The organism is Nocardia sp. CA-107356, assembly GCF_050946365.1.
Lineage (GTDB): Bacteria > Actinomycetota > Actinomycetes > Mycobacteriales > Mycobacteriaceae > Nocardia.
The window spans coordinates 1,883,462-1,907,586 of record NZ_CP191992.1 but is presented as its reverse complement, the minus strand read 5'-3'; the positions used below and the strand labels follow the sequence as shown (position 1 = coordinate 1,907,586).

Annotated in this window: 18 protein-coding genes; 7 read left to right on the top strand and 11 right to left on the bottom strand. The window is 67.3% G+C overall.

Features of this window, described 5'->3' with window-relative positions; genetic code table 11:
• Positions 1–760 precede the first annotated feature (760 nt).
• A complete protein-coding gene (locus ACQP1G_RS08780; RefSeq protein WP_433200600.1) occupies positions 761–1,351 on the top strand; it encodes a PPA1309 family protein in 591 nt (196 codons plus the stop codon).
• Between the two features lies 1 nt (position 1,352).
• On the opposite strand, the gene ACQP1G_RS08775 is transcribed toward ACQP1G_RS08780, so the two are convergent.
• Complete coding sequence (locus ACQP1G_RS08775) at positions 1,353–2,378, bottom strand: YlbL family protein (RefSeq protein WP_433200597.1); 1,026 nt, start codon at positions 2,376–2,378, stop codon at positions 1,353–1,355.
• A gap of 126 nt (positions 2,379–2,504) precedes the next feature.
• On the opposite strand from ACQP1G_RS08775, the gene ACQP1G_RS08770 reads away from it, so the two are divergent.
• From ACQP1G_RS08770 to ACQP1G_RS08755, 4 genes are all read left to right on the top strand, one after another.
• Positions 2,505–3,917: a zinc-dependent metalloprotease gene (locus ACQP1G_RS08770; RefSeq protein ID WP_433200594.1), complete on the top strand. Its 1,413-nt coding sequence runs from the start codon at positions 2,505–2,507 to the stop codon at positions 3,915–3,917.
• Positions 3,918–4,004: 87 nt separating this feature from the next.
• Complete coding sequence (locus ACQP1G_RS08765; RefSeq protein WP_433200592.1) at positions 4,005–4,868, top strand: hypothetical protein; 864 nt, start codon at positions 4,005–4,007, stop codon at positions 4,866–4,868.
• An 83-nt stretch (positions 4,869–4,951) separates the two neighbouring features.
• Positions 4,952–6,295: an ABC1 kinase family protein gene (locus ACQP1G_RS08760; RefSeq protein ID WP_433200589.1), complete on the top strand. Its 1,344-nt coding sequence runs from the start codon at positions 4,952–4,954 to the stop codon at positions 6,293–6,295.
• Between the two features lie 143 nt (positions 6,296–6,438).
• On the top strand, positions 6,439–8,172 hold the full coding sequence (locus ACQP1G_RS08755; protein ID WP_433200586.1) for a thiamine pyrophosphate-dependent enzyme: 1,734 nt from the start codon (positions 6,439–6,441) through the stop codon (positions 8,170–8,172).
• A gap of 233 nt (positions 8,173–8,405) precedes the next feature.
• Here ACQP1G_RS08755 and ACQP1G_RS08750 read toward each other — a convergent pair whose 3' ends face one another.
• The 6 genes from ACQP1G_RS08750 to ACQP1G_RS08725 form a co-directional block, all read right to left on the bottom strand.
• Entirely contained in the window at positions 8,406–8,681 is a 276-nt protein-coding gene (locus ACQP1G_RS08750) for a WhiB family transcriptional regulator (RefSeq protein ID WP_433208327.1), read from the bottom strand.
• A gap of 183 nt (positions 8,682–8,864) precedes the next feature.
• On the bottom strand, positions 8,865–9,206 hold the full coding sequence (locus tag ACQP1G_RS08745) for a hypothetical protein (RefSeq protein ID WP_433200583.1): 342 nt from the start codon (positions 9,204–9,206) through the stop codon (positions 8,865–8,867).
• Positions 9,207–9,314: 108 nt separating this feature from the next.
• The gene (locus ACQP1G_RS08740; protein WP_433200580.1) at positions 9,315–11,492 is read right to left on the bottom strand and encodes an ATP-dependent DNA helicase UvrD2; all 2,178 of its coding nucleotides are present in this window, start codon (positions 11,490–11,492) and stop codon (positions 9,315–9,317) included.
• A 58-nt stretch (positions 11,493–11,550) separates the two neighbouring features.
• A complete protein-coding gene (locus ACQP1G_RS08735; RefSeq protein WP_433200577.1) occupies positions 11,551–12,030 on the bottom strand; it encodes a MarR family winged helix-turn-helix transcriptional regulator in 480 nt (159 codons plus the stop codon).
• Positions 12,027–12,515 (bottom strand): EVE domain-containing protein, encoded by a 489-nt coding sequence (locus ACQP1G_RS08730; RefSeq protein ID WP_433200574.1) that lies wholly within the window; start codon positions 12,513–12,515, stop codon positions 12,027–12,029. The genes ACQP1G_RS08735 and ACQP1G_RS08730 overlap by 4 nt, the downstream gene beginning before the upstream one ends.
• Positions 12,512–12,934 (bottom strand): SRPBCC family protein, encoded by a 423-nt coding sequence (locus tag ACQP1G_RS08725; protein ID WP_433200571.1) that lies wholly within the window; start codon positions 12,932–12,934, stop codon positions 12,512–12,514. Before ACQP1G_RS08725 ends, ACQP1G_RS08730 begins: the two co-directional genes overlap by 4 nt.
• Before the next feature lie 107 nt (positions 12,935–13,041).
• Here ACQP1G_RS08725 and ACQP1G_RS08720 point away from each other — a divergent pair, with 107 nt between their 5' ends.
• A complete protein-coding gene (locus tag ACQP1G_RS08720; RefSeq protein ID WP_433208324.1) occupies positions 13,042–13,272 on the top strand; it encodes a mycoredoxin in 231 nt (76 codons plus the stop codon).
• Between the two features lie 62 nt (positions 13,273–13,334).
• On the opposite strand, the gene nudC is transcribed toward ACQP1G_RS08720, so the two are convergent.
• From nudC to ACQP1G_RS08700, 4 genes are all read right to left on the bottom strand, one after another.
• Complete coding sequence (nudC, locus tag ACQP1G_RS08715; RefSeq protein ID WP_433200568.1) at positions 13,335–14,243, bottom strand: NAD(+) diphosphatase; 909 nt, start codon at positions 14,241–14,243, stop codon at positions 13,335–13,337.
• Between the two features lie 47 nt (positions 14,244–14,290).
• Positions 14,291–15,346: a potassium channel family protein gene (locus ACQP1G_RS08710; RefSeq protein WP_433200565.1), complete on the bottom strand. Its 1,056-nt coding sequence runs from the start codon at positions 15,344–15,346 to the stop codon at positions 14,291–14,293.
• 119 nt (positions 15,347–15,465) lie between these two features.
• The gene (locus ACQP1G_RS08705) at positions 15,466–19,311 is read right to left on the bottom strand and encodes an ATP-dependent helicase (RefSeq protein WP_433200562.1); all 3,846 of its coding nucleotides are present in this window, start codon (positions 19,309–19,311) and stop codon (positions 15,466–15,468) included.
• Positions 19,308–23,213 carry a PD-(D/E)XK nuclease family protein gene (locus ACQP1G_RS08700; protein WP_433200559.1) on the bottom strand — a complete coding sequence of 1,302 codons (3,906 nt, stop codon included), beginning with the start codon at positions 23,211–23,213 and terminating at the stop codon, positions 19,308–19,310. The genes ACQP1G_RS08705 and ACQP1G_RS08700 overlap by 4 nt, the downstream gene beginning before the upstream one ends.
• A gap of 126 nt (positions 23,214–23,339) precedes the next feature.
• Between ACQP1G_RS08700 and ACQP1G_RS08695 the strand changes: the two genes are divergently transcribed.
• Entirely contained in the window at positions 23,340–24,125 is a 786-nt protein-coding gene (locus tag ACQP1G_RS08695; RefSeq protein WP_433200556.1) for an alpha/beta fold hydrolase, read from the top strand.

Sequence of the window (24,125 nt, the reverse complement as noted above, 5' to 3'; positions counted from 1 at the left end):
CGCTCCGTCAGGGTCACCGAGGTACGGATCGTTCGACACCGGATATACACCCGCACCGCAGCCGAGACTCACGCCTACGGCGCACACGCTTCAACGACCCGGACACGAGACAAGACACGAACTCCTCACTCGTAAGACTCGCTCCGTCAGGGTCACCGAGGTACGGATCGTTCGACACCGGATATACACCCGCACCGCAGCCGAGACTCACGCCTACGGCGCACACGCTTCAACGACCCGGACACGAGACAAGACACGAACTCCTCACTCGTAAGACTCGCTCCGTCAGGGTCACCGAGGTACGGATCGTTCGACACCGGATATACACCCGCACCGCAGCCGAGACTCACGCCTACGGCGCACACGCTTCAACGACCCGGACACGAGACAAGACACGAACTCCTCACTCGTAAGACTCGCTCCGTCAGGGTCACCGAGGTACGGATCGTTCGACACCGGATATACACCCGCACCGCAGCCGAGACTCACGCCTACGGCGCACACGCTTCAACGACCCGGACACGAGACAAGACACGAACTCCTCACTCGTAAGACTCGCTCCGTCAGGGTCACCGAGGTACGGATCGTTCGACACCGGATATACACCCGCACCGCAGCCGAGACTCACGCCTACGGCGCACACGCTTCAACGACCCGGACACGAGACAAGACACGAACTCCTCACTCGTAAGACTCGCTCCGTGGTGGGTGCGAAAATTGGCGCCGCCCTCGGCCCGCATGCTGTGACAGTGGTGAAAGGATGTCCGATGTGACCGAAGATCTGCACGCCGAACTCGTCCTCGCCCGATCCGTCCGTGAGGTGGCGGACTTCGTCGACGCTGAGGGTTGGGGCAGACCGCCGCAGATGTTCGCGCTGGTGCCGACGGCCGATCTGGTCGCGGCCGAGCCGGGGTTGCTCGATCAGCTCGACCAGGGCAGCGAACTGACTCCCATTGCGCAGGAATCGTTCCCGGATGACATCACCGGCGGATCGATGGCACTCGACGAATTTCTCGCGACCACCAGCTGGCCCGATGCGGTCAGGGGCTGTGTGCTGGTCCAGGAGATCGTGGTGCTCCCGCCGGATGCCGAGAGCACCCTGGACGACGCGCTCACCCCACTGCTCGCCGATCACGAGGCCGCCGACGCGGCCGCCCGCGCCGCCGCCGAGACACATCCGGAACGGCGCACCGCACGGCTGTTCGCCGCGGTGCTGCGCGAAGGCACCGAGCTGTGCCTGCTGCAGATCAAGCCGGAGGACGACGCCGACGATTTCGGCGACCTCGACCTGCGCACCTACCCGAATCTGGCGCCGAACCTCATCGAGGCACTGCACCACACGATGGAGTGAATCAGCCGCAGGAAACGGTGTCGCGGCCCGCGTTGATGTCGTTGAGCGATTGCACTGCGCCGCTGAGGTTTTCGACCTTCACCAGCCGCAGACCCTCCGGGCTGCGCTGCTTGGCTTCATTGCAGTTGGCGGCCGGGACCAGGAAGGTCTCGGCACCGGCATCGCGCGCGGCCATCATCTTGTATTGGATACCGCCGATCGGGCCGACCTTGCCGTCCTGATCGATGGTGCCGGTACCGGCGACGAACTTGCCGCCGTCGAGTTCGCCGGGCGAGAGCTTGTCGATCAGCGCGAGGCTGAACATCAGGCCCGCCGACGGGCCGCCGATATCGGCGAGATTGAACGAGACCTGCATGAGTGGGCGCGCGCCCTCGGTCAGGCCCAGACCGAGAAAGCCTTTGTTCGCGTCATCGGGACGGGCGGCCAGCGTGATCGTCGCGGTCTGCTCGGCGTTCTCGCGGCGGTACACCACGGTGAGCTGACTGCCCGGCGCCTGCGAGGAGACCGCGGCGATGACATCCTTGGGCGCGGCGATCGGGGCACCGTTGACGCTGACCAGTTCGTCGCCCGCCTGCAGCGTCTGCTTGGCCGGGCCGTCGTCGGAGACGTTGCCCACCAGCACCACCGTCGGCAGGTTCAAGAAGTGCAGCGCGGCCATCTCGGCATTGCCCTCGGAGTTCTTGAAGTCCTGCTGGTTGGACTTATCGATTTCCTCGCGCGGGACACCGGGCGGATACACCTCGGCGCGCGGGACCAACCCATGCTCACCGCTGACCCAGAACCCGAATGCCTCGAAGATGTTCAGCCCGTCGCGCACCGAGACCGTGGTCATATTCAGGTGCCCGGTCACCGGGTCCACTTCGGCGCCGCGGACATCGACGACCTGCTGGCCGTCCACCGCGCCCAGAGTATTGAACGTGGGCCCCGGACCGAGTGCGACGAACGGCACAGTGAGCACGCTACCCACCGCACCGAGCACGAGCACCGGGATCAAGGCGGCCACCAGGGTCAGGATCCGACGATTCACCTGGACCACAGTAGTGATCGCCCACGCGAGCGGGCGGGCGAGGCGCATATTCGGGCCCCACGCGCGTGTCCCGATTTCGCGCCGCGCGAACATCGAACCCCGACCCCACACGCGTATGTTTAGGGTATGAGTGACCTCCCCTTCGGATTCTCGAACCGCGACGACGACGACCGCAAGCGCGGCGACGAGCCGAGCGGTCCTGGGGCGAACGATCCGTTCGGCTCGGGCGGGGCAGGCGCAGGCGGTTTCGATCCGGCACAGCTCGGCCAGATGCTCACCTCGCTCGGCCAGATGCTCAGTGGGATGGGGCAGCCGGGGTCGGCGCAATCCTCCGGTCCGGTCAACTACGACGTGGCCAAGCGACTGGCCCGCCAGCAGCTCGGCGCGAGTGTGTCGCCGGTGGCCTCGGGCACCGTCAGCGCCGTCGCCGACGCCGCGCACCTGGCCGAACTGTGGCTCGACGGTGCGACCACCCTGCCCGCTGGCGCGAATAAGACCGCGGCCTGGACCGCCAACGACTGGATCGAGGAGACGCTGCCGACCTGGAAGCGGCTGTGTGATCCGGTGGCCGAACAGATCTCCGGAATGTGGACCGCACAGCTGCCGGAGGAGGCGCGCGAATTCGCCGGGCCGATGGTCGGCATGCTCGGGCAGATGGGCGGGCTGGCATTCGGCTCGCAGCTCGGCCAGGCGCTCGGCCAGCTCGCCAAGGAGGTGCTGACCTCCACCGATATCGGGCTGCCGCTCGGCCCGACCGGCACCGCGGCGCTGCTGCCAGCGGCGATCTCCGAGTTCAGCGCCGGACTCGAGCAGCCGGAGAGCGAGATCATGGTCTTCCTCGCGGCCCGCGAGGCCGCGCATCAGCGACTGTTCGGACATGTGCCGTGGCTGCGTCAGCAGGTGCTCGGCGCGGTCGAGGATTATGCGCGCGGCATCAAGATGGACTTCTCGGCACTGGAGTCGGCGGCCCAGGGCATCGACCCGATGTCGCTGACCGATCCCTCGAAGCTCGAGGAGATCCTGTCCCAGGGCACCTTCGAACCGCAGACCACCCCGGAACAGAAGCAGGCACTGGAACGACTGGAGACCCTGCTCGCCCTGATCGAGGGCTGGGTCCAGGTCGTGGTCACCGACGCGGTCGGTGATCGCCTCCCCGGCGCCGGCGCGCTCGCCGAAACCCTCATTCGCCGCCGCGCCACCGGCGGCCCGGCCGAACAGACCTTCGCGACCCTGGTCGGACTGGAGCTGCGTCCCCGCAAGCTGCGCGAGGCGGCGGCGCTGTGGCGGCGGCTGAGCACCGATGCCGGTATCGACGCCAGAGACGCCCTCTGGGCGCATCCGGACCTGCTACCGGATTCCAACGATCTGGACTCCCCCGCCGCCTTCATCGATTCGGTCATCGGTGGCGGCGCGGACGTCTTCGCCGATCCGCTGGCCCAACTGGCCGCGACCGAGGCCCGCGAGAAGGCCGAGCGCGAGGCCGCCGAGGACAACGGCGAATCCGGCCCGAACCTCGGTAAGGACACCGACGCGTCCTAGAACTGTCCTGTTGATAGGTACGAATCCCTGTGGATTACTGCGAGATTCGCACTGATTCGCCGATCACGCGGTCCGCATACTGCTGGCATGACGATGCGGATGTGCGGACCGATGCTGGCGCCGCGGGTGACGGTATTGGTGCGACCCTCCGGAGTCGTGCAGCTGGGGTGGGATCCGGAGTGCGCGCTGCTGCTGGATCGGACCGCGTTGGACACCGAGACGGTGCTCGCGTTTCTGCGACTGCTGGACGGGATGCAGAGTCGACCGCAGGTCATCTGGCGGGCCGGGGAGTGTGGGATCGCCGCCGAGCAGGCGGTCGAGCTGCTGAACCGGATCGATGACGCGGGGCTGCTCCTGCAACCCGACCAGCGGCTCGGCCAGGTGCGCTCGGTGCGGGTGCACGGGCTCGGGCCGCTGTCGGATGCGGTCGCGACCGGGCTGCGGCGGCTCGGGCTGCGCGCGATCCGGTCGCGCGGGTACCGTCCCGACGGTTCGGTACCCGATTGGCGCGGTGAACTCGTGGTGCTGGCCGATGCGTTGGTCATCGACCCGCGACTCGCCAATGAGCTGGTGCTGCACGGGATTCCGCATCTGCAGGTCCGCATTCGCGATGGCAACAGGGGAATCGTGGGGCCGCTGGTGTTTCCCGGCCTGACGAGTTGTCTGCGCTGCCTCGACCTCACCCGGTGTGAATACGACCCGGAATGGCCGCAGCTCGCGAGCCAGTTGCTCGGCCGGGTCGGGCACGCCTCACCGGCCGGAGTCCTGGCCACGGCGGCGTTGCTGCTCGGCGAACTCGAGGCGATCATGCGCTGTTCCCCCGAGCGACCGCTCGACACCATGAACACCACGATCGAACTCGAACTGGATACGCACCGGATCTCGCGCCGCGAATGGCCACAGCACGACGGCTGCGGATGCCGCGGAATTTTCGCTGGTCCGACCCGATGAGAGTGTTGATTCTTACGTTCCGCCAAGGAAAGACATCAAGATTGGCATGGCAAAGCCACGGGTCTGTCCGCCATGATGGGTACGTGTCTGAGATTGTGCGTCGTCGCTCAACCCGCAATGCCAAGTTAGCCAAGATTCCGCTCGGGATCGCCGGACGGGCCGCCGTCGGGTTCGGTAAGAAGCTGGCCGGTGGCGACAAGTCGGAGATCAACGCCCAGTTGAACCAGAAGGCCGCCGAGCAGTTGTTCACCGTGCTGGGTGAGCTCAAGGGTGGCGCGATGAAGTTCGGCCAGGCGCTGAGCGTGATGGAGGCCGCGGTTCCCGAGGAGTTCGGCGAGCACTATCGCGACGCACTCACCAAGCTGCAGGCGGCCGCGCCGCCGATACCAGCCGAGACGGTGCACCGGGTCCTCGACCAGCAGCTCGGCACCCAATGGCGGCAGCGCTTTCGATCCTTCGACGACACTCCCGCCGCATCGGCGAGCATCGGCCAGGTGCACAGGGCGGTCTGGTCCGACGGCCGGGTCGTGGCGGTGAAGGTGCAGTATCCGGGTGCCGATGAGGCGCTGCGCGCCGATCTCAAGACACTATCCCGGATGACCGGCCTGATCGCCTCGGTAATTCCGGGCGCGGATGTCAAGCCGATCCTGGCCGAGATCACCGAACGCACCGAGGAAGAACTCGACTACCGCAACGAGGCCGCCAACCAGCGCGCCTTCGCGAAGGGCTACGACGGCCATCCGGAGATCGTGGTGCCGAAGGTGGTGGCCAGCGCGCCGAAGGTGATCGTGACCGAATGGGTCGACGGCACGTCGGTCTCGGCGATCATCAAACAGGGCGCCGAGGATCCGGAGGGCACCCGTGCTCTGCGCAATCGGGTCGCCGGATTGATGGGCAAGTTCCACTTCTCCGCACCGGAGACCGTCGGCCTGCTGCACGCCGACCCGCATCCCGGCAACTTCATGATGCTGCCCGACGGCAAACTGGCCGTCATCGACTTCGGCGCCTGCGCCCCCATGCCGGACGGCTTTCCGGAGATCCTCGGGCGAATGCTCGCGCTCGAAATCGACGAACGCTTCGATGAACTGGTCGAGCTCTTGTACGACAACGGTTGGGTGATTCCGGGCCGGACCGTCACCGATAAGGAGATCGCCGACTACCTGCGGCCGTTCACCGACCCGATCCAGACCGATTCGTTCCACTTCACCCGCAGGTGGATGCAGCGGGTGGCGGGTAAGGCCTCCGATATCACCAGCCAGGATATGAAGACCGCGCGCGCTCTGCAGTTGCCCGCGCAGTTCGTGATGATCTTCCGGGTGCTCGGCGGTTCGGTCGGCATCCTGGCTCAGCTCGACGCGGAGTTGCCGTTCATGCAGCTGGTGCGTACCTGGATGCCCGGCTTCCGCGAGGAGCGCACGGCCAGCTGAACCAGGGCCGGCTACCGGCCGGCTGACGATCCCCGATGACGGAACGGTCCTACCGCCGCGACGGCAGGATCCGACCGATTGGTCTCTACTGCCTGTTCCACCACTTCGTGTACGACCCAGACGATTCACGAAGGAGATCGGCAATGGCAAAGAATGTCGCTGACGGTATGTGGGAGATGCTGGTGTCGGCAGGGGTCCAGCGCTGTTACGGCATTGTGGGTGACGCCCTCAATCCGGTGATCGATGCGATGCACCGCAACGGCGGCATCGATTTCGTCCATGTGCGGCACGAGGAGTACGGGGTCTTCGCGGCGGTCGCCGAGGCCTGTCTGACCGGGCGACCGGTGGCGGTCTGCGGTACCGCGGGTCCGGGTGTCACACACCTGATCAACGGGCTGCTCGACGCCCGCAAGGAAGGCGCGCCGGTCATCGCCATCGCGGGTGACAGCGAGACGGCACTGCTCGACAGCAGCACCGTCGAGGAACTCAACCCCTACAAATTCTTCGATACCGCCGCGCTGTACATCGGCCGGATCGGCAATCCGGCCCAGTTGCACCACGTCGTGGGCAGTGCGATCACTGTCGCGATGGCCGAGCGCGGGCCAACCGTGGTGTCACTGCCCGGCGACGTCGCCATGCAGAATGCGCCGAAAGGCACTATGCGCGTGGCACTTCCGTCCACAACCATCGGCCCGGCCGCACCCGATGACCTGACCGCGATGGCCGCGTTGATCAACGACGGCGCCAAGGTCGCGATCTTCGGCGGTGACGGCTGCGCCGAAGCGGGTGGCGAAGTGCGCGCTCTCGCGACGAAATTGAAGGCGCCGGTCGGCTATTCGCTCAAGGGCAAGCAGTGGCTCGAACACGACAACCGCAACGCGGTCGGTATGACCGGTCTGCTCGGGTACGGCGGCTGCTGGGAGGCGGTCAACCACTGCGATGTGCTGCTGATGCTCGGCACCGACTTTCCGTTCGCCAACTTCCTGCCGCAGAGCAAGGTCAAGGTGATCCAGGTCGACCGCAACGCGCGCCACCTGGGCAGGCGAGTTCCGTTGGAGTTGGCGGTTATCGGCGATGTCGGCGCGACGGTCGCCGCGCTGCTGCCGATGGTGGCGGCCAAGACCAGCGAACGGTTTCTGCACAAATGTGTCAAGGAGACCGAGCATTTCAACAAGCGACTCCAGCACTATGTGACCAAGGGTCCGGAGCTGACGCCGATTCGTCCCGAGTACCTGGCATCGGTACTCGACGAGGAGGCCGCCGATGACGCACTGTTCTTCGCCGATACCGGTACGCCGGTCATCTGGGCATCCCGGCATATCCACTACGGGCCGAAACGTCGTCTGTTCGGGTCATTCTCGTGGGCATCGATGGCCAACGCCTCCCCCAACGCGTTCGGTGCGCAACTGGCCTTCCCGGGCCGCCAGACCATCGCGCTGTGCGGGGACGGCGGGTTCACCATGCTCGGTCTAGGCGATCTGCTGACCGAGGTGCAGCGCAAGGCAGCAGTGGTGCACATCGTCCTGAACAACGGCCAACTCGATTTCGTCAATATCGAGCAGCAGGAGGCCGGGCTGGTCCCGTACGGAACGGATTTCGTGAACCCGGACTTCGGCAAGGTCGCCGAAGCATTGGGCGCCAAGGGCATTCGGATCGAGGAGCCCGGCGATCTGCGCACCGGGATCCGGGCCGCGCTGGCGCACAGGGGCGGTCCGGTCGTCCTGGATGTGCTCGTCGACCGCTACGCCTTGGCGATGCCATCGCACGTCCCGGTGGGGACCGCACGAGGGTTCACGCTGAGCATGGCCAAACAGACCATCGAGGGGCATTTCGACGATGTCGTGGAGACCGCTGGCCACAACGTCCGCCTGCTGTAGAACCCGTATTGTCACAGTCTTTCCCGAGTCAGCTGGAGAAGAGGCGGACGAATACGAGCTCCACACACACCGCGCTGACCGCGTCGCGCCGAAAAGCGTTGGCCCAGAACGCAAACGAGCCGCCCACCGGATCTCACGGTGAGCGGCTCGTCTGCTTTCTCGTTCCTGGGCCCTGCCCGGATCCGAAACGGCCGGATAGGCCTCAGCGACCGGAGGGAGACAGGTCGGCGATCTCATGCCGAGATCGCGACCTTGCGCGGGCGACCGCGCGGGCGCTTGCGGGCGATCACGACACCCTGTTCGAAGATCTCACCGCCCCAGACACCCCACGGCTCACGCCGATCCATGGCCGCGCTCAGGCAGCCCTTACGGATGGGGCACGACGCGCACAGCGCCTTGGCCTGCTCCAACTGTCCCGGGCTCTCGGCGAACCAGAGATCGGGGTCTCCGGCTCGACAAGGCAGGACCTTTGTGACCTCCCGGGGGCGTGCCACGGCTCGGCATGTCACGTCAGTAGTGGCTTGTGGCCAGCTCTCTGCGGTGAACACGTCGTTCTCCTTCAGCTCGTTTGCAGCGGTACGTTTCGTTCGTTCCGCGAAACCGAGGCCGGTTGTGGCTGAAGGGCCGGTAAAAAAATACTGGCCACGGTTTCGCTTCGGGCGATCCGTGGCCAGGAGGTCGGGGAGTGTTCCCTACCTAGTTCGACATCTCTGTCGAATCCTGATCACGGTCGCTGGGTGGGTGGTGCGGCGGAGGCGTGCTGCCCGCAGATCTGCCGGTGCATATCCGGCCTCAACTGCGAATGCGCCGACTTCTGCCTCGGTGGCAAATGCCGGGTGCCAGCCCGCGCTGGGCTTGTCCTGCTCGTTGACGCAAATCGGGGAATGCATTGGCATGGATTGCGCCTGAATCCCGAATACGTCGACGCCGGACAGACCGATCCCCTGCAAATCGAGGATCCCCCGGGAGGCCGACATGACGGGTGCAGCATTCACCGCAACGCCGCTGGCGCTGAAGTTCGTGTTGTCATTCATCGTTCTGCCTCCCTCCTGAGCTCGTGTCGGTAACTGTGCGCGCCGGGATGACCTCCCGGTGCGTGATTCCCACCATATGTGTTGTCGCCCATCGCGACAACCTATTTTCTACCTGCGGTTTTGTGGGCTTGACCGCAGCCGCGATGCCACTATCTTCAACACATCGGCCCCGTATTGCTCGAGCTTCTTCGCCCCGATTCCGGGGATGGCGGTGAGCGCATGGTCGTCGGCGGGCAGTTGCTCGGCGATCGCGGTGAGCGTGGTGTCGGTGAAGATCACGAACTCACGTACCCGCAGATCCTGCGCTTTCTCCTCGCGCCACGTCTGCAGCGCGGCAAGTAGCTCGGCGTCCAGTTCTGCCGGACAGCGGCGGCAGCGACCGAGCATGGTGGCGTAGGTGCCGATCAACGGTTTGGCACATACCCGGCAGGTCGGGCGCACGCCGTTCGAGGTGGTGGCGGCGACCGGCGCCGCGATTCGCGAGGCAGGCGAATCGTCGGGCACCAGACCGTTGAGGAATCGGGAGCGCCGCCGGGTGCGTCTGCTGCCCCCGCCGCGAGCCAGCGCCCAGGACAGCTGCAGATGTTCGCGGGCCCTGGTCACGCCCACGTAGAGCAGCCTCCGCTCCTCTTCGAGTGCGGCCTGATCGGCGACCGAGCCGTCGTCGCCGAGCACATGTGCGATCGGCAGGGTGCCATCGGCGACGCCGACGAGGAATACCGCATCCCACTCCAGCCCCTTCGCCGCGTGCAACGACGCGAGGGTGACACCCTGCACGGTCGGTGGATGTCTGGCCTCGGCGCGCGCGGCCAGTTCACGCAGCAGGCCGAGCAGATCGAGCGCGTCGTCGTGCTCGACCAACTCCTCGGTCAGGCGCACCAACGCCACCAGCGATTCCCAGCGCTCACGGGCCTGGGCGCCCGCTGGTTCGGTGGCGGTGAGGCCGACCGGCGCGAGTGCGGCACGGACCAAGGTGACCAAGGCCTTACCGCTACGGGACTGATCGGGCAGATCGTCGCGGGATGCGACCTGACGCAACACGGATACGGCTTGCCTTACCTCGGCCCGGGCGAAGAAGCCCTCCCCGCCGCGGACCACATACGGAATGTTTTGGTCTGTCATCGCCTGTTCATAGGCTTCGGATTGCGCGTTGATGCGGTAGAGCACCGCGATTTCGGCGGCCGGCGTGCCAGCGGCGATCAGTTTCTTGATGGACCTGGCGACCGCCGTGGCCTCGGCCGGACCGTCGTCGAATTCGGCGAAGCCCGGTTCCGGCCCGTCCTCGCGCTGGCCGATCAGTTGCAGCCGGGTGCCGGCGATGCGCCCACGCGCGGCACCGATGACCCGATTGGCCAGCGAGACCACCTGCGGAGTCGAGCGATAGTCGCGTTCCAGCCGGACCACCGTCGCCTCCGGAAAGCGTCGGGAGAAGTCGAGCAGAAAGCCGGGGGTGGCGCCGGTGAACGAGTAGATCGTCTGGTTCGCATCGCCGACGACGGTCAGATCGTCGCGCTCGCCGAGCCAGGCATCGAGCACCCGCTGCTGCAACGGCGTGACGTCCTGGTATTCATCGACCACGAAACTGCGGTAGCGGCTGCGGAATTCGTCGGCCACCGCCGGATAGTCCTCCAGTGCGGCCGCGGTGTGCAGCAATAGATCGTCGAAGTCGAGCAGCAGACCGTCCGGCGTGGCCTTCAGCTTTTCGTAGCCGCTGTAGACCGCCGCGACCCGCATCGGGTCATAGGGCGCCTCGCGCCGATGTTCGGCAACGGCCGCCGGATAGTCCTCCGGCGCGATGAGTGTGGCTTTGGCCCATTCGATTTCGGTGAGCAGATCGCGGACGGCGTCCGTATGCGAGGACAATCCGGCCTGGTGCGCCGCCTGAGCCACGATCGGGAATTTGCGATCGAGCAACTGCCAGGGCACATCGCCGACGATCTGCGGCCAGAAATACTTCAGCTGCCGCAGCGCGGCGGCATGGAAGGTGCGGGCCTGCACCTGATTGGCCTCGCCGGCGAGTCCGAGCGCGCGCAGGCGGGCGCGCATCTCCCCTGCCGCGCGCGCGGTGAACGTCACCGCGAGCACCTGATCGGCCTTCACATGTCCGGCGGAGACCAGATGTGCGATGCGATGGGTGATGGTCCTGGTCTTGCCGGTGCCGGCGCCCGCGAGCACACACACCGGACCCCGCGGCGCGCGCACGGCGGCGGCCTGTTCCGGGTCCAGCGAGTCCAGCGCTCGGCGGACGGGCTCGCTCGTACTGGTTGCCGACACGACACACATCATGGCAGTGCCCGCCGACAAGTCGTGCCGCCGGACAAGAAGCGGCCCGGTCGAGCCGTTGTCAGCTCGCGCCCGGCGAGTTCTTGCGGTCGCGCAATTGTTGCAGCGCGCCCGCGAAGGCGCGGGCATCCGTGCCGAGCGGGGCGAAGAACTCCTGATCGCAGTTCTCGACCACGACCAGCGCCCGATTCGCCAGTGCCACACCGTCTTCGGTGGGAACCAGGGCCTTGGCCCTGCGGTCGTGCGGGTGGTCGCGGCGCTCGAGCAGGCCCTTCTGTTCGAGCGCGCGCAGGACCTGGGAGGTCATCATCGGATCGGTGGCGGCATGCGCGGCCAGATCACGTTGCATCACCGGTTCATCGCGACGGGCGGCCAGATAGGTCAGCGCGGCCAGCAGGACGAATTGCACATGGGTGAGGTCGAACGGAGCCAGCACCGCGCGCTGGGCGGCCTGCCAGCGGTTGGTCACCTGCCAGAGCAACAGTCCCGGGCTTTCGTCGGCCTCGGCGAATCTGGAGTGCAGGCCTTCCCGCTCACTCATCGACTTCCTTCGCCGTCGATCGAGGCCATTGATCCTGCCAGCGCGTGATCCCGGTCGATCATGGCCCTGGCGATGAGCGTGTAGTCGTGGGCAGTGAGTTCGACCAGTCCGCGGCGCAGCACCATGCCCCAGTTCGGTGCGCTGGTCAGATCCAGTTCGCCGTGCAATTCATCGATCGGAGTCTCGCGCGCATCGGTGCGATAGCTGACCGCGCGCCGCCAGGGTTGGAAGCAGCCGCCGTCCTGGGAGTCCGCCTGCCAGACGGGGCGGTCGTCGATGGTGCCGATCGCGGTGAATGCGCGGATCGGCGCGCCGGACCGCATGCCCTCGCGTGGTGAGTAATAGAGGAAACCGTCGCCGGGGCGCATCCGTTCGAGCGGTGTCCGCTTGCCGTGGTTGACCTGGACGATGCCGAGTTCGACACCGCGGCGCACATGTTCCCTGGAGACGACGCCCAGCCAGTATCGAGGCCCCGTCGTGCTCATACCAGCACCGCCTCGGCCGCCGCGACGAGCGCGTCGAGATCCGGCTGCACCGACTCGGCGATATCGCCGCCCATCACCTTGATCCAGAACCAGCGCAGCGGCCCGTCGATCGAGACGGTCACCGTCACCGTTGTGCCCTCCGAAGCGGTGGTGACCTGGTGATCGAAGGTCAGTCGGGCGCCGATGAGCTTGGAGACGTCGACGAATTCGGTATCGGAGAGCCGCTCGACGCGGAACGGGACCTTGGGGCCGCCCTTCGGCTTCAAGGTGCCGGTCGCGCCCTGGACGAACGGACCGTCGAGACGGACCCATTCGGTGTCGTTGTTCCACTCCGGCCACGTGCCCATATCGGCCCATGTGGCGAAGAAGGCGGCGGATGCAGCGGTCGAGGTGGCCTGTGCGGTGGCGATCGTTGTCATGGATTTAGTATGCGCGCATATTAAATCTCGCGCAAGTCCCAGGATGGAACAGGATCGGACCGTAGAATGTTGAACGATCCGTGACTGATGTGACTCCCGCTTTGACGATGTACTCGACCACCTGGTGCGGCTACTGCCGCAGGCTCAAGAAGCAGCTGGACGAGTCCGGTATCAGTTATGTCGAGGTCGATATCGAACAGGATGCGGCATCGGCCGAGTTCGTCGGCAGTGTGAACGGCGGCAACCATGTGGTGCCGACGGTGAAGTTCGCGGACGGTTCAACGGCGACCAACCCGTCGCTGGCCGCGGTCAAGCAGACGCTGGCCACACTGGCCTGATCAGGCGGCCACCACATCCGTGCGGACCTCAACGGCCCGCACGGAGCTATTCGTGCCCGCGCTCAGCTCTCCAGCGCGGCCCAGGACTCCACAATCGTGCGCGCGATGGAGATCGACCCCGGCAGCAATAGCCGCGCGCCCTGGTTCTGCGCGGACCAATCGCCGACGGCCAGCGCCTCGCGCACCTCGGCCCTGGTGAACCAGTAAGCCTCGGCGATCTCACCATCGGAAAAGATGAGCGGCTGATCGGGATCGGCGACGGCGGTGAAACCGAGCATCAGCGAGCGCGGGAACGGCCACGGCTGGCTGCCGAGGTAGGTGATGTCACCGACCGCGACGCCGACTTCCTCGAGCATCTCGCGCTCGACGCACCGCTCCAGCGACTCCCCCGCCTCGACGAATCCGGCGAGCAGGGAGAACAGCGTCTTGGGCCAGGTGTGCTGGCGGGCGAGCAGCACCCGGTCGCCGCCGTCGTGGATGAGGCAGATGACGGCTGGGTCGATACGGGGAAACTCCTCGTGGCCGTTCTCGGCGACTCGCGACCAACCGCCCTTGGTCGTGATGGTCGCGGTGCCGTCGGCGGCATTGAACCCGGCCTTGTCATGCCAGTTCAGCAGGGCCATGGCGGCCGTGAGCAGACCGGCGGTGAGATCGTCGACGCCGGCCGCCATGGCCCGCAGATCGGTCAGAGTGCCCTGCAACTCGGGATCGCGGATCGCCCACACATGTTTGCCGCCGCTGATACCGAGAAATACCGCGGCCGGATTCGGCTCGGCGGACAGTTCGATCGCCGGTTCCAGCACCAGCGCACCGTCGTCGAAGCGGAACTGCCCGCGCTTGTTGACCCGGAGTAGTTCGGCGTCGGCCCAGCCCTCCTTCAGCGCCTGCTCATCGGTCCGGATCTCCTCGGCCCGGTCGAGCACTGAACGCGAAAGCAGTGGAACACCATTGAGCTGAAATCCTGAGGCCACGGTTCGAGACTATCGCGCCGTCGCGAACGCCAGCCGTCGCGCCGGTATTACCTGCCCGCGTGCCGGATGTACAGCAGCTTGTCGGTCGCCTCCAGCGCGTCCACCTCGGCCTGGCCTACCCGGATCAGCATGCCGCCGCGCACCACGCCGAGCACGATATCGCCGAGATGGCGGGGCGAGCCGCCGACCTCGGACGGTTCCACATCGCGTTCGGCGACCGCGAAACCCTGCTCGGGGGTCAGCAGATCCTCGATCATCTCGACCACGGTCGGGGTGGTGGTGGCAATGCCGAGCAACCTGCCCGCGGTCTCGGAGGAAACCACCACCGAATCCGCGCCGGACTGGCGCAGCAGATGGGTGTTCTCGGCCTCCCGGATGGCGACGACGATCTTGGCGCTCTTATTGAGTTCGCGTGCCGTCAGGCTGACCAGTACGGCGGTATCGTCCCGGTTGGCGGCGACGATGACCGCGGCCGCCCGCTGCACACCGGCCAGCCGGAGCACATCGGATTGGGTGGCCGAACCGTGCACCGTCACCAGGCCCGCATTCGCCGCCGCCTCCAGTGCCACGGCATCGGTATCGACGACGACGATATCGCCGGGCTGCACGCCGTCGCCGAGCATGGCGTCGACCGCGGTACGGCCCTTCGTCCCGTATCCGACGACGACGGTGTGATTACGCACGCTGCGCCTCCAACGCTGAATCTTGAATGCCTGCCGCGAACGCTCGGTGAGTACGCCGATGGTGGTACCGACGAGCACGATGAGGAAGAGAATGCGCAGCGGGGTGATGATGACGATATTGACCAGCCTGGCCTCGGCGGTCACCGGTGCGATATCGCCGTAGCCGGTGGTGGACAGCGATACCGTCGCATAGTAGAAGGCGTCGAGGAACGACAGCTCGTTTCCGGAATTGTCGTGGTACCCATCGCGACCCACGTACACCACCAGCGCCGCGGCGCACAGCAAGCCGATCGCGAAGAGCACCCGACGTACCAGCGAAGCCCATGGACTGGACTGGATTTCGGGGATGCGCAGCACGCCGACCAGCGCGAAATCCGGGCGGCTCGACAACCCGACACTGCGTGCGCGATCACCGAACACCGGACGCACCCGCCCTGGCCGAGTCGATTATCTCCGGCGTTACTTGTCCCTCCGGCACGCACGGGAGCCTACCGGGTCACCGCAACCGCACTCGGCACCCACACGAACAGTCGGTGAATCTATGGCCGCGGATCATTCGGCGCGGCCTTTCTGATCAGTTCGGCCAATTCGTCCGGACCGGGTAGCGCGGCGGGCGCGATAGTGCGTCCGGTGCGCACGTAATGGAATGCGGCGCCGATGCGTTCGAGCATGTGCGCCTCGGTGCCGTGCTCGCGCGCGGCCATCAACCTGGCCCAGGCCAGGCGGTATACGGCCAACTGCATGGCGACCGCCGGTTCGTCGGCGGGTGCTGGTTCGGCGCCGGTCTTCCAATCGACCACGATCCAGCCGCCGCCGGGTTCGGCGAAGACGGCATCCATCCGGCCGCGGATCACCGTGCCAGCGATGGAGGTTTCGAAGGGGATCTCCACCTCGAGAGGGCTGCGATGGGCCCACGGTGAGTTGAGGAAGGACTCCTGCATGGTGACCAATTCGGTGTCCAGACCCGCGTCGGCGGCGCTGCTGTCCGCGCCGGGGAGTTCGTCGAAGCCGAGCAGGCGGTCGGCGGCGAACCAGCGCTGTACCCAGGCGTGGAAGGCGGTACCGCGGCGGGCCAGCGGATTCGGCGGGAACGGTAGGGGGCGGCGCAGGCGGGCGGCGAGTTCGGCCGGGTCGGCGCGCATTTCGACCAGGGCGGTGGCGGCGATCTGGCCGGGGAGTTCGACTTCCTGCGCGATGGTTTGGTCGGCTTCGAATTCGGCGAGCAAGGCGTCGACGTCGGCGGCCCAGCCATCGGGGTCGTCGGGATCGGCGGTGTGGCCTGCGGAATTGTCCTGGGGCAGTGCGGATTCGGAGGTGGATGATCCGAACTCGTCCGGGGGCGGTTCGAATTCGTCGAAGGGCGGTTCGAAACCGTCGGCAGGTGGTTCGAAGTCGTCTGGGGGCAGTGGAAATTCATCCGGGTCGTAGGGATGTGGCACGCCGACGCTCGCGGTTTCGTGGCGACCGTCGAACGGTGCGGGCGCATCGGGAAGGTCGGGTGGCGGCACCTCGGCGTAGGGGTCGACCGGCAGCGTCGGCGGGTCCTCGGGCCGGGCGGCCGCGGATTTCGGGTCGGCGATGTTGTCGGTGGGTGGGTCTACAGTCGGTGCCATGTCGATGGTCTCGCGTTCCGACAATTCCACTGGCGCAGTGGAATGGTCGGGTCGCGTCCGCCGCTCGGTCGCGGTGATTTCGGCGGCGGATCGTGCCGACAGGTCCGCGAGGGCGGCGCGGACCAGGGACGCACCCTGTTCGATGGGGTCGCGGCGGTTGCCCAGGGGGTCGCGAGGCCATTCGGCGGTTGCGGGGTTATCGGTGAAGGGGTTGACGGCATCGATGTCGGGGGCGTCGTCCCAGCGGTCGATGGTGACCGCGCCATTGGCCGGGCTGTCGGGCGCTGCGCTGGCGTGTTCGAGTTCCAATAGAAAGTCCGATGGCCCCTTTGGGGCGGTGCCGGTTTCAGCCCAGTGGTGGGCCGAGACGAGCAGGACCCGTTCGGTTCTGGTGAGGGCGACATAGAACAGGCGGCGGTCTTCGTCGATGCGGCGGCGGTCCAGGGATTCCTTATGGGACTTGATCGCGCGCTCCAGGTCGGCGCGGTCGTAGAGGTCCGACAGGTCGAGGACGGGGACGCCCTCGGCGGCATCGTCCTGTTGGCGGTCGCCGCGCAGTGCGGTGGGAAGTTCGGCGAGCGCGCCGAGCCAGGTGCCCGAGGCCGCGCCGGAGGGGAAGACACCGCGGGTGACGTGCGGTACTGCGACGATCTCCCATTCCAGTCCCTTGGCCGCGTGCACGGTCAGTACCTGGACTCGATCCCGCGCAACCTCGATTTCGCCGGGTTCCAAACCGTTCTCGACCGATTCCGCGGCGGCGAGGAAGGCGAGCAGGCCGCCGAGTGACGCACCGGAGTCGCTGGCATATCCGGCGACCACCTCGGCGAAGGCATCCAGATGTTCGCGTCCGGCACCGGCGCCGACCATGGCACGGCGGGCCTGGGTCTCTACGCCGACGCCGATGGTGCGTTCCACGTCCGCGACGAGTTCGGCCAGCGGTTGGCCGCTGCGTTCCCGCAGTGCGGCGAGTTCGCGGCCCAGTGCGACGACGCGCAGAAAGCCGGATTCCGAATACTGTTCCCGCGGACCGGGATCGGCGATCGCATCGGCCAGACCCGCCTGTTCGGCCGGTTCCGGCGCCACCTCGCGCAGCGCATCGGCCAGTGCGGTCGAGTCGGTGATCTCGTTGACTTCATTGCCGTGCAGGCGGCTGATCGACAGGTCTCTGGCGCGGCGGGCGAGTGCGGCGAGGTCGGCGACGCCGATGCGCCAGCGGGCGCCGGTGAGTATGCGCATGGCGGCGCTGCCCGCGCCGGGTTCGGCGATGAGCCGCAGCGTGGCGACGATATCGGCGACCTCCGGGGTGGCGAGCAGGCCGCCGAGCCCGACGATCTCCACCGGAAGTCCCTGTTCGCGTAGTGCTTCCGCGAGCGGAGCGGCATCGGCATTGCGGCGCACCAGCACGGCCGAGGTGGGCGGTGGCTCCCCCGCTTCGCGCTTGGCGGCCCATTCGGCCGCGACCCGGCCTGCCACCCAGTTCCGTTCGTCGGCGACGGTTTCGGTGAGCGCCAGTGCGACGACACCCGGCGCGGCATCGGGTTTCGCGCGCAGTGCGTCGACGGTGACGCCGCCGCTGTCGATGGCACTGCGGCGCAATGGTTCAGCGACCAGGTTTGCCAGGGCCAGCGCTTCGGGCGGGTTCCGCCAGCTGGTCAGCAGCGGCAGGATCGGCGCGGGAACATCTGGGGCACTGGGGAAGTCGGTGGCGAATCGCGGCAGGTTGGCGGCGGACGCGCCGCGCCAACCGTAAATCGACTGCATCGGATCACCGACCGCGGTCACCGCAAGTCGCTGTTCGCCACGATTGGTCGCCGGGTGCTCGGCATCCGACCGCGATCGCTTGGCGTGCGGCTGCGGTGACAATCCGCCGAACAGCGATGCGAGCAGGATGCGTTGGGCGTGGCCGGTGTCCTGATATTCGTCGAGTAGGACCAGGCGGAAGCGGGCGCGTTCGGCGGCGGCGACCTCCGGATGTTCGGCGGCCAGGCGGGCGGCCAGCGACATCTGCGCGCCGAAATCCAGTGCGCCGCGGCGGCGTAACGCCTCGGCCAACTGCTTGACCAGGGGCAGTAGGGCGACGCGTTCGCGCTGTACCTGGACGATGTTCTGCAGGGCCTGGCTCGGTCCGCCGCGTTGGCGCGGGCCCGCGGGTAGCGTGTGCACCAGTTTTTCGAGTTCGGTGTGGGCCTCGGCGAGTTGTTCGGGCTCCACCAGGTGTTCGGCGAGTTGACCGGATAGGGCCAGTACCGCCTCGGTGACCGAGACCGGGGTGCGTTCGGTATCGAGGTCGCCGTCCCAATTGCGGACCACCTGATGCGCGAGTTGCCAGAGCTGGGTTTCGGTCAGCAGCGTCGCGGAGGGTTCCACCGGCAGCAGCAGCCCGTGTCGGGTGAGCAGCCGCCCCGCGTACGAGTGATAGGTGCTGATCTCGGGTTCGGCGCCGGAGAGTTGAGTGCGCAGCTCACCGCCGGTATCGAGTTCGCGCAGCAATGGCGAACCGGCCAGCCGGGCCAGCCGGGTGCGGATGCGGGAGGTCAACTGCTGAGCGGCTTTTCGGGTGAAGGTCAGACCGAGCACCTCATCGGGCAGCACCAGGCGGTTGGCGACCATCCACACCACGCGCGCGGCCATGGTCTCGGTTTTGCCCGCGCCCGCACCGGCCACCACCAGGGTCGGCCCCGGTGCGGCCGCGATCACGGCGGCCTGCTCGTCGGTGGGTGGCGGGAGGCCGAGCGCCTCCGCGAGCCGGTTCGGCGAGACGGTGCCGCTCACTCGTCGGTCACCTGCCTTCCGGTGTCCTGGACGGGGCAGCTGCCCGCCACCGAGCAGTGCCTGCAGCCATCGTTGCGCATGGCGAGGTAGCTCGGGCCTTGCGTGGCGGCCGCGGCATCATGAATTGTGCCACGCCACTTCTCCAGCGCCTCGGCATCGAGGGCGGGCTGCATGCGTTGGGTGGCACCCTCCTTGCTGCTCGGCTTGGCAACATAGACCAGTCGCGCGCCACCGGGTTCGGCCGCGGCGAATCCGGATTCACCTGCGGTAGTGTCGGATTCGTCCTGCGCACGGTCGGATTCCACGGCGACGTCGAGCGCGCCCGCGGCGGCCGCCACCTGGTAGGTCGCAAGTTGGGCATGGTCGGCGGCGGCCTGCTTGGTGACCGGCGACTTCCCGGTCTTGACATCGACGATGACGAACCGGCCGAAGCCGTCGCGTTCGAGCCGATCGACCCGGCCCCGAATCCGCACGTCGCGTTCATCTTCGGTGCGCGAGGGCAGTACACAGTCGACCGGAACCTCGACTCCGGCCTGGGTCAGCTCACCGCGGGTATTGCGCACCCAGGCCATAAATGTCGCCAACATGGCCTCGGTGCGACGCAGCTCCTGCCGGGAATGCCAGCCGGTACCGGGATCGATGGCCTGCCACGCCCGGTCCAATGCCGCGCGGACCTGCGATTCGGGTACCTTGCCCGCCAGCGCCTGCACGAGTGTGTGCACCAAATTGCCCTTGACGGCATGTGGGTTGTCGCCGTCGGTACCGCCGTGACGTTCCAGGGCCCAACGCAGCGGGCAGGTGCGCAGCAGCTCAACGGTGGACGGGGACAGGGCGACCGCGGTGTCGTCCTCGTCCCACAGCGACCGTGATGAGCTGAGATCGGCGGTGCCGTACCAGTCGTCCGGATGTGTACCGGGCACGCCAGCGTATGCCAGCCGGGCCAGTTGGTGTGCGGCGCGGCGCCTGCGCTCGGGTTCGGCCTCGGAATCGCAGACCACACCGCGCAATTCGGCCACCAGCGCATGCATGACCAGGGCCCGCCCCGGGTCGGCGACGGGTAGCGCGCCGGGTTCGCCGTCATCGTCGTGGCCGAGGAGTTCGGCGAGGAACCGGGACGGGACGAGGTCGCGTTCACCCGATACCGATTCCACGGCGGTGACCAGCAGCGAGCGCCGGGCCCGGCTGCACGCGACCAGCAGCAGCCTGCGTTCTTCGGCCATGATCGGAGCCGCGCGGCTGACCACGTCACCCGCGTCGATGATGCCCGCGGTGAGGTCGACCAGGTCCTCGGTCTGCAGCAGGGTGCCGCGCGGCCGCGGATTCGGCCAAATGCCTTCCTGCACAGCGGCAACCGCGACCACATCCCACTCCCGGCCCGCCGATGCGTGCGCACTGAGCAGTGCGACCGCATCCCCCGGCGCGGTCAGTGATCTGGTGTCGTGTGGAATCTCCTGCTGCACAAGGTATTCGACGAAACCTTCGATGCTCGCGCGCGGCAGCCGGTCCACGTAGGCGGCCGCGGCGTCGAATAATCCGACGGCGGCATCGAGGTCGCGATCGGCCTGCATGCCCGCCGCCCCACCGCGTTCGGACTGTGCGACCCAGCGTCGCTCCAGCCGCGATCCGGTCCACAGCGACCAGAGCACATCCTCCAGACCGGCACCGCGCCGCCGGGTTTTGGTGGCCCGGTCGAGTGCGTCGAAGACCCGCTTCAGCGGTGCGGCCTCGACATCGGTGAGCCGCTCCATGATGCGGCGGTCCGCGCGCCCGACCAGCAGATCCCGCAGCACCTCCGCGGAGGATTTGTCGACATAGGCGCGCCAGGTATCGGCCGGATCGTTTGCGGACCCGCCGATTCCGGTTTGCGCGTCGTTGCGTTGGGGCTGTTGCGCATTCGCATCCCCCTGATCGATTCGCCGCCCGATCTGTTCGGCATCGTCCGTACTCGATTCGGCGACGCCCGTAACCCGCTGGGCAGACGCATCCCCTTCGGCCTCGTCCACACCTTCCGGACCCGGCTCGGCGGTAACAGCGTCTTCGGGTGTCGCGCTGTCGGATTCGTACTCATCGACGTCCGGACGCTCGCCCTCCCATTCGGAGTCGCGGCCGCTCCATTCCGGCTCGATGCCGTACCAATCCGCATCGTCGGCGATCCGTTCGGCCTCGCCGATATTCCGTTCGGCCGTCGCGACACTGCGTCGGACATCATTACCACCGCCCGCCTCGTCCGGCGGGAGATCCGCCTCGTCGAGTGGGAAGTCTCCGGCCACGTCCGATGGGAAATCCACAGCGGTCCAATCGGATTCACCGCCGGGCACGGTACTCGCGCGTCCGGGCGCGGCCTTGATCTCACTGCGCGCGGCATCCAACACACCGCGGCGAATACCGCGACGCAATCGGCGCAGGGTGATCTGATCGGCGCCGCCGAGCGGCCCGGCCAACAGATCCAATGCATCTTCGGCGGAGAACATCGCCTCGGCCGCGCGCCGTCGCCCGCGTCGTTCCGTATCCTCGGCCAGCACCGCCCGCAGCGCGAGCAGCATCCAGGCCGCGCCGCGCCGTCTGGCCAATGGCGCGGCGAGCGCGGGTTGTTGCACGGGTACTCCGGCCGCCAACAGTGCGCGGCGCAGTGGCGCCAGGGACAACGGCACCGAGCGGACGATCACCGCCATCCGCGACCACGGCACGCCGTCGGTGAGGTGAGCACGGCGCAAATGGTCGGCGATCAGGGCCGCTTCCTTGGCCGGGGTGGCCAGCACCCGCACCCGAACCTCGGTGCCGTCGTCCTTGGGCGCTACGGTGTGACCAGGTGCCGAAAAGCGTTGCGGCGCACTGCCGGGCAACTTCGCAGCGATCCGCGCGACGGCCAACTGCACCTGACCGCCCGATCGGTGGTTGTCCCGCAGGATGATGCGCTGTCCCTCCGGCGCCGCCAGATCGGCGACGAAGCGCGCGTCCGCACCACGAAAGGCGAACACGCCCTGATCCGGATCGCCCGCGACGACCGCGGTGTGCGCGGCGGTGCCCATCACCTCGACCAGCAGCGCGGCCTGCGGATCCAAGTGCTGCGCATCGTCGACCAGCAGGTATCGGATCCGATTCCGTTCGGCCGCAAGCAGCTCCGCATCACCGGCCAGCGCGTCCAATGCCGCACCGACGAGCTCGGCCGCATCCAATGCCGGGGCGGTCGCCTCGGGCGCCTCCACGCCGACCGACCAGCGCAAGAGCATCGACTGTTCGTACCGGACCGCGAATCTACCCGCCGCCACCCACTCCGGGCGACCGTGCTCGCGGCCGAGCCGCACCAGATCCTCGGGTCCGAGCCCGCGCTCGGTGGCCCGCAGCATGAGATCGCGCAACTGTTCGGCGAATCCGCCGAGACCGAGTGCAGGCTGCAACCGTTCCGGCCACAGGCCGCTCGCCCCGGCCGCGATATCGATCAGATCGCCGCGCAGCATTTCGCGCAGGACGGCATCTTGCTCGGCACCGGTCAGCAAACGCGGCGGCGGATTGCCGTGCGCGCTGGCATGTCTGCGCAATACCGAGAATGCGTAGGAGTGCAGCGTGCGCACCAGCGGCTCCCTGGTGGCGCCGGGTACACCGCCCTCCACGGTGTCCGGACCGCTCAGCCGCGCGGTGATCGAGTCACGCACTGCGCTCGCCGCCTGCTTCGAATGGGTCAGCACCAGCACCGATTCCGGATCGGCGCCCGCGGCGATGCGCGCGGCGGCCAGATCGATCAGCAGCGCGGTCTTACCGGTGCCGGGACCGCCGAGCACCTGCCACGGCCGCCAGCCCGGTCGAATGGGGCCGACGGTGGCGGCGGCGTCGAACAGCGCGCGGACATCGGCACCCCAGGCCAGAGCCGGGGGTGCCGCCACATTTCGGCGAACAAGTCGCACCGCGCTATCCGATCGCACCACGCCGGCTATTGCAACAGACACCTCCGACACGCCATACAGCCGATTCACGCATCGGTGAGGTCGAACACACGCCTCGGTCTGCGATGGATTTCGATATACGTCACTATGAGTCCTGTGTCGCCTCTTCATGTGTATCGGTACGGACCTGCGGATGGGCCGAAAGTCCTGGCCCTGCACGGTGTGACCGGTCACGGCAAACGCTGGGAAGATTTGGCAACCCGATATCTGCCCGATGTCCGGATCATTGCCCCCGACCTGCGCGGACACGGCCAATCGCCCTCGCTGCCGCCGTGGAACTTCGAGGCCATCGTCGAGGATCTGGTCGAACTGCTCGCCGCGGAGACCGACGAACCCGTGGTGGTGGTCGCGCATTCGTTCGGCGGAGCCTGCGCACTGCACCTGGTCCATCAGCATCCACACCTTGTGCGCAAGCTGATCCTGCTCGATTCGGCCGTCGCGCTCGAGCCGGAGCGCTTGATGGATATCGCCCTGTCGAGCCTGGCCTCACCGGACTACGACACCGTCGAGCACGCGCGTCAGGACAAGATCGCCACCGGCTGGGCCGAGGTGGAGCCGCGCCTGCTGGACGCCGAACTCACCGAACATCTGATGCCGACGGCCGACGGCCGCGTCGGTTGGCGGATCAGTCTGCCCGCCATCAATTCCTACTGGGGCCAGCTGGCCCGGCACTATGTGCTGCCACCCGCCGACCTCCCGACGGTCCTGGTGCAGGCCATGAAGGTGGTGCCGCCGTTCGTGACGCCGGAGTTCCGTACCGCCCTCACCGAGCACCTCGGCGAGCATCTGACCATGCTCGAGTGGGACTGCGATCATATGGTCGCCCAAGCCCGTCCGGCCGAGACCGCTGCGCTGATCCGATCGGTACTGTGA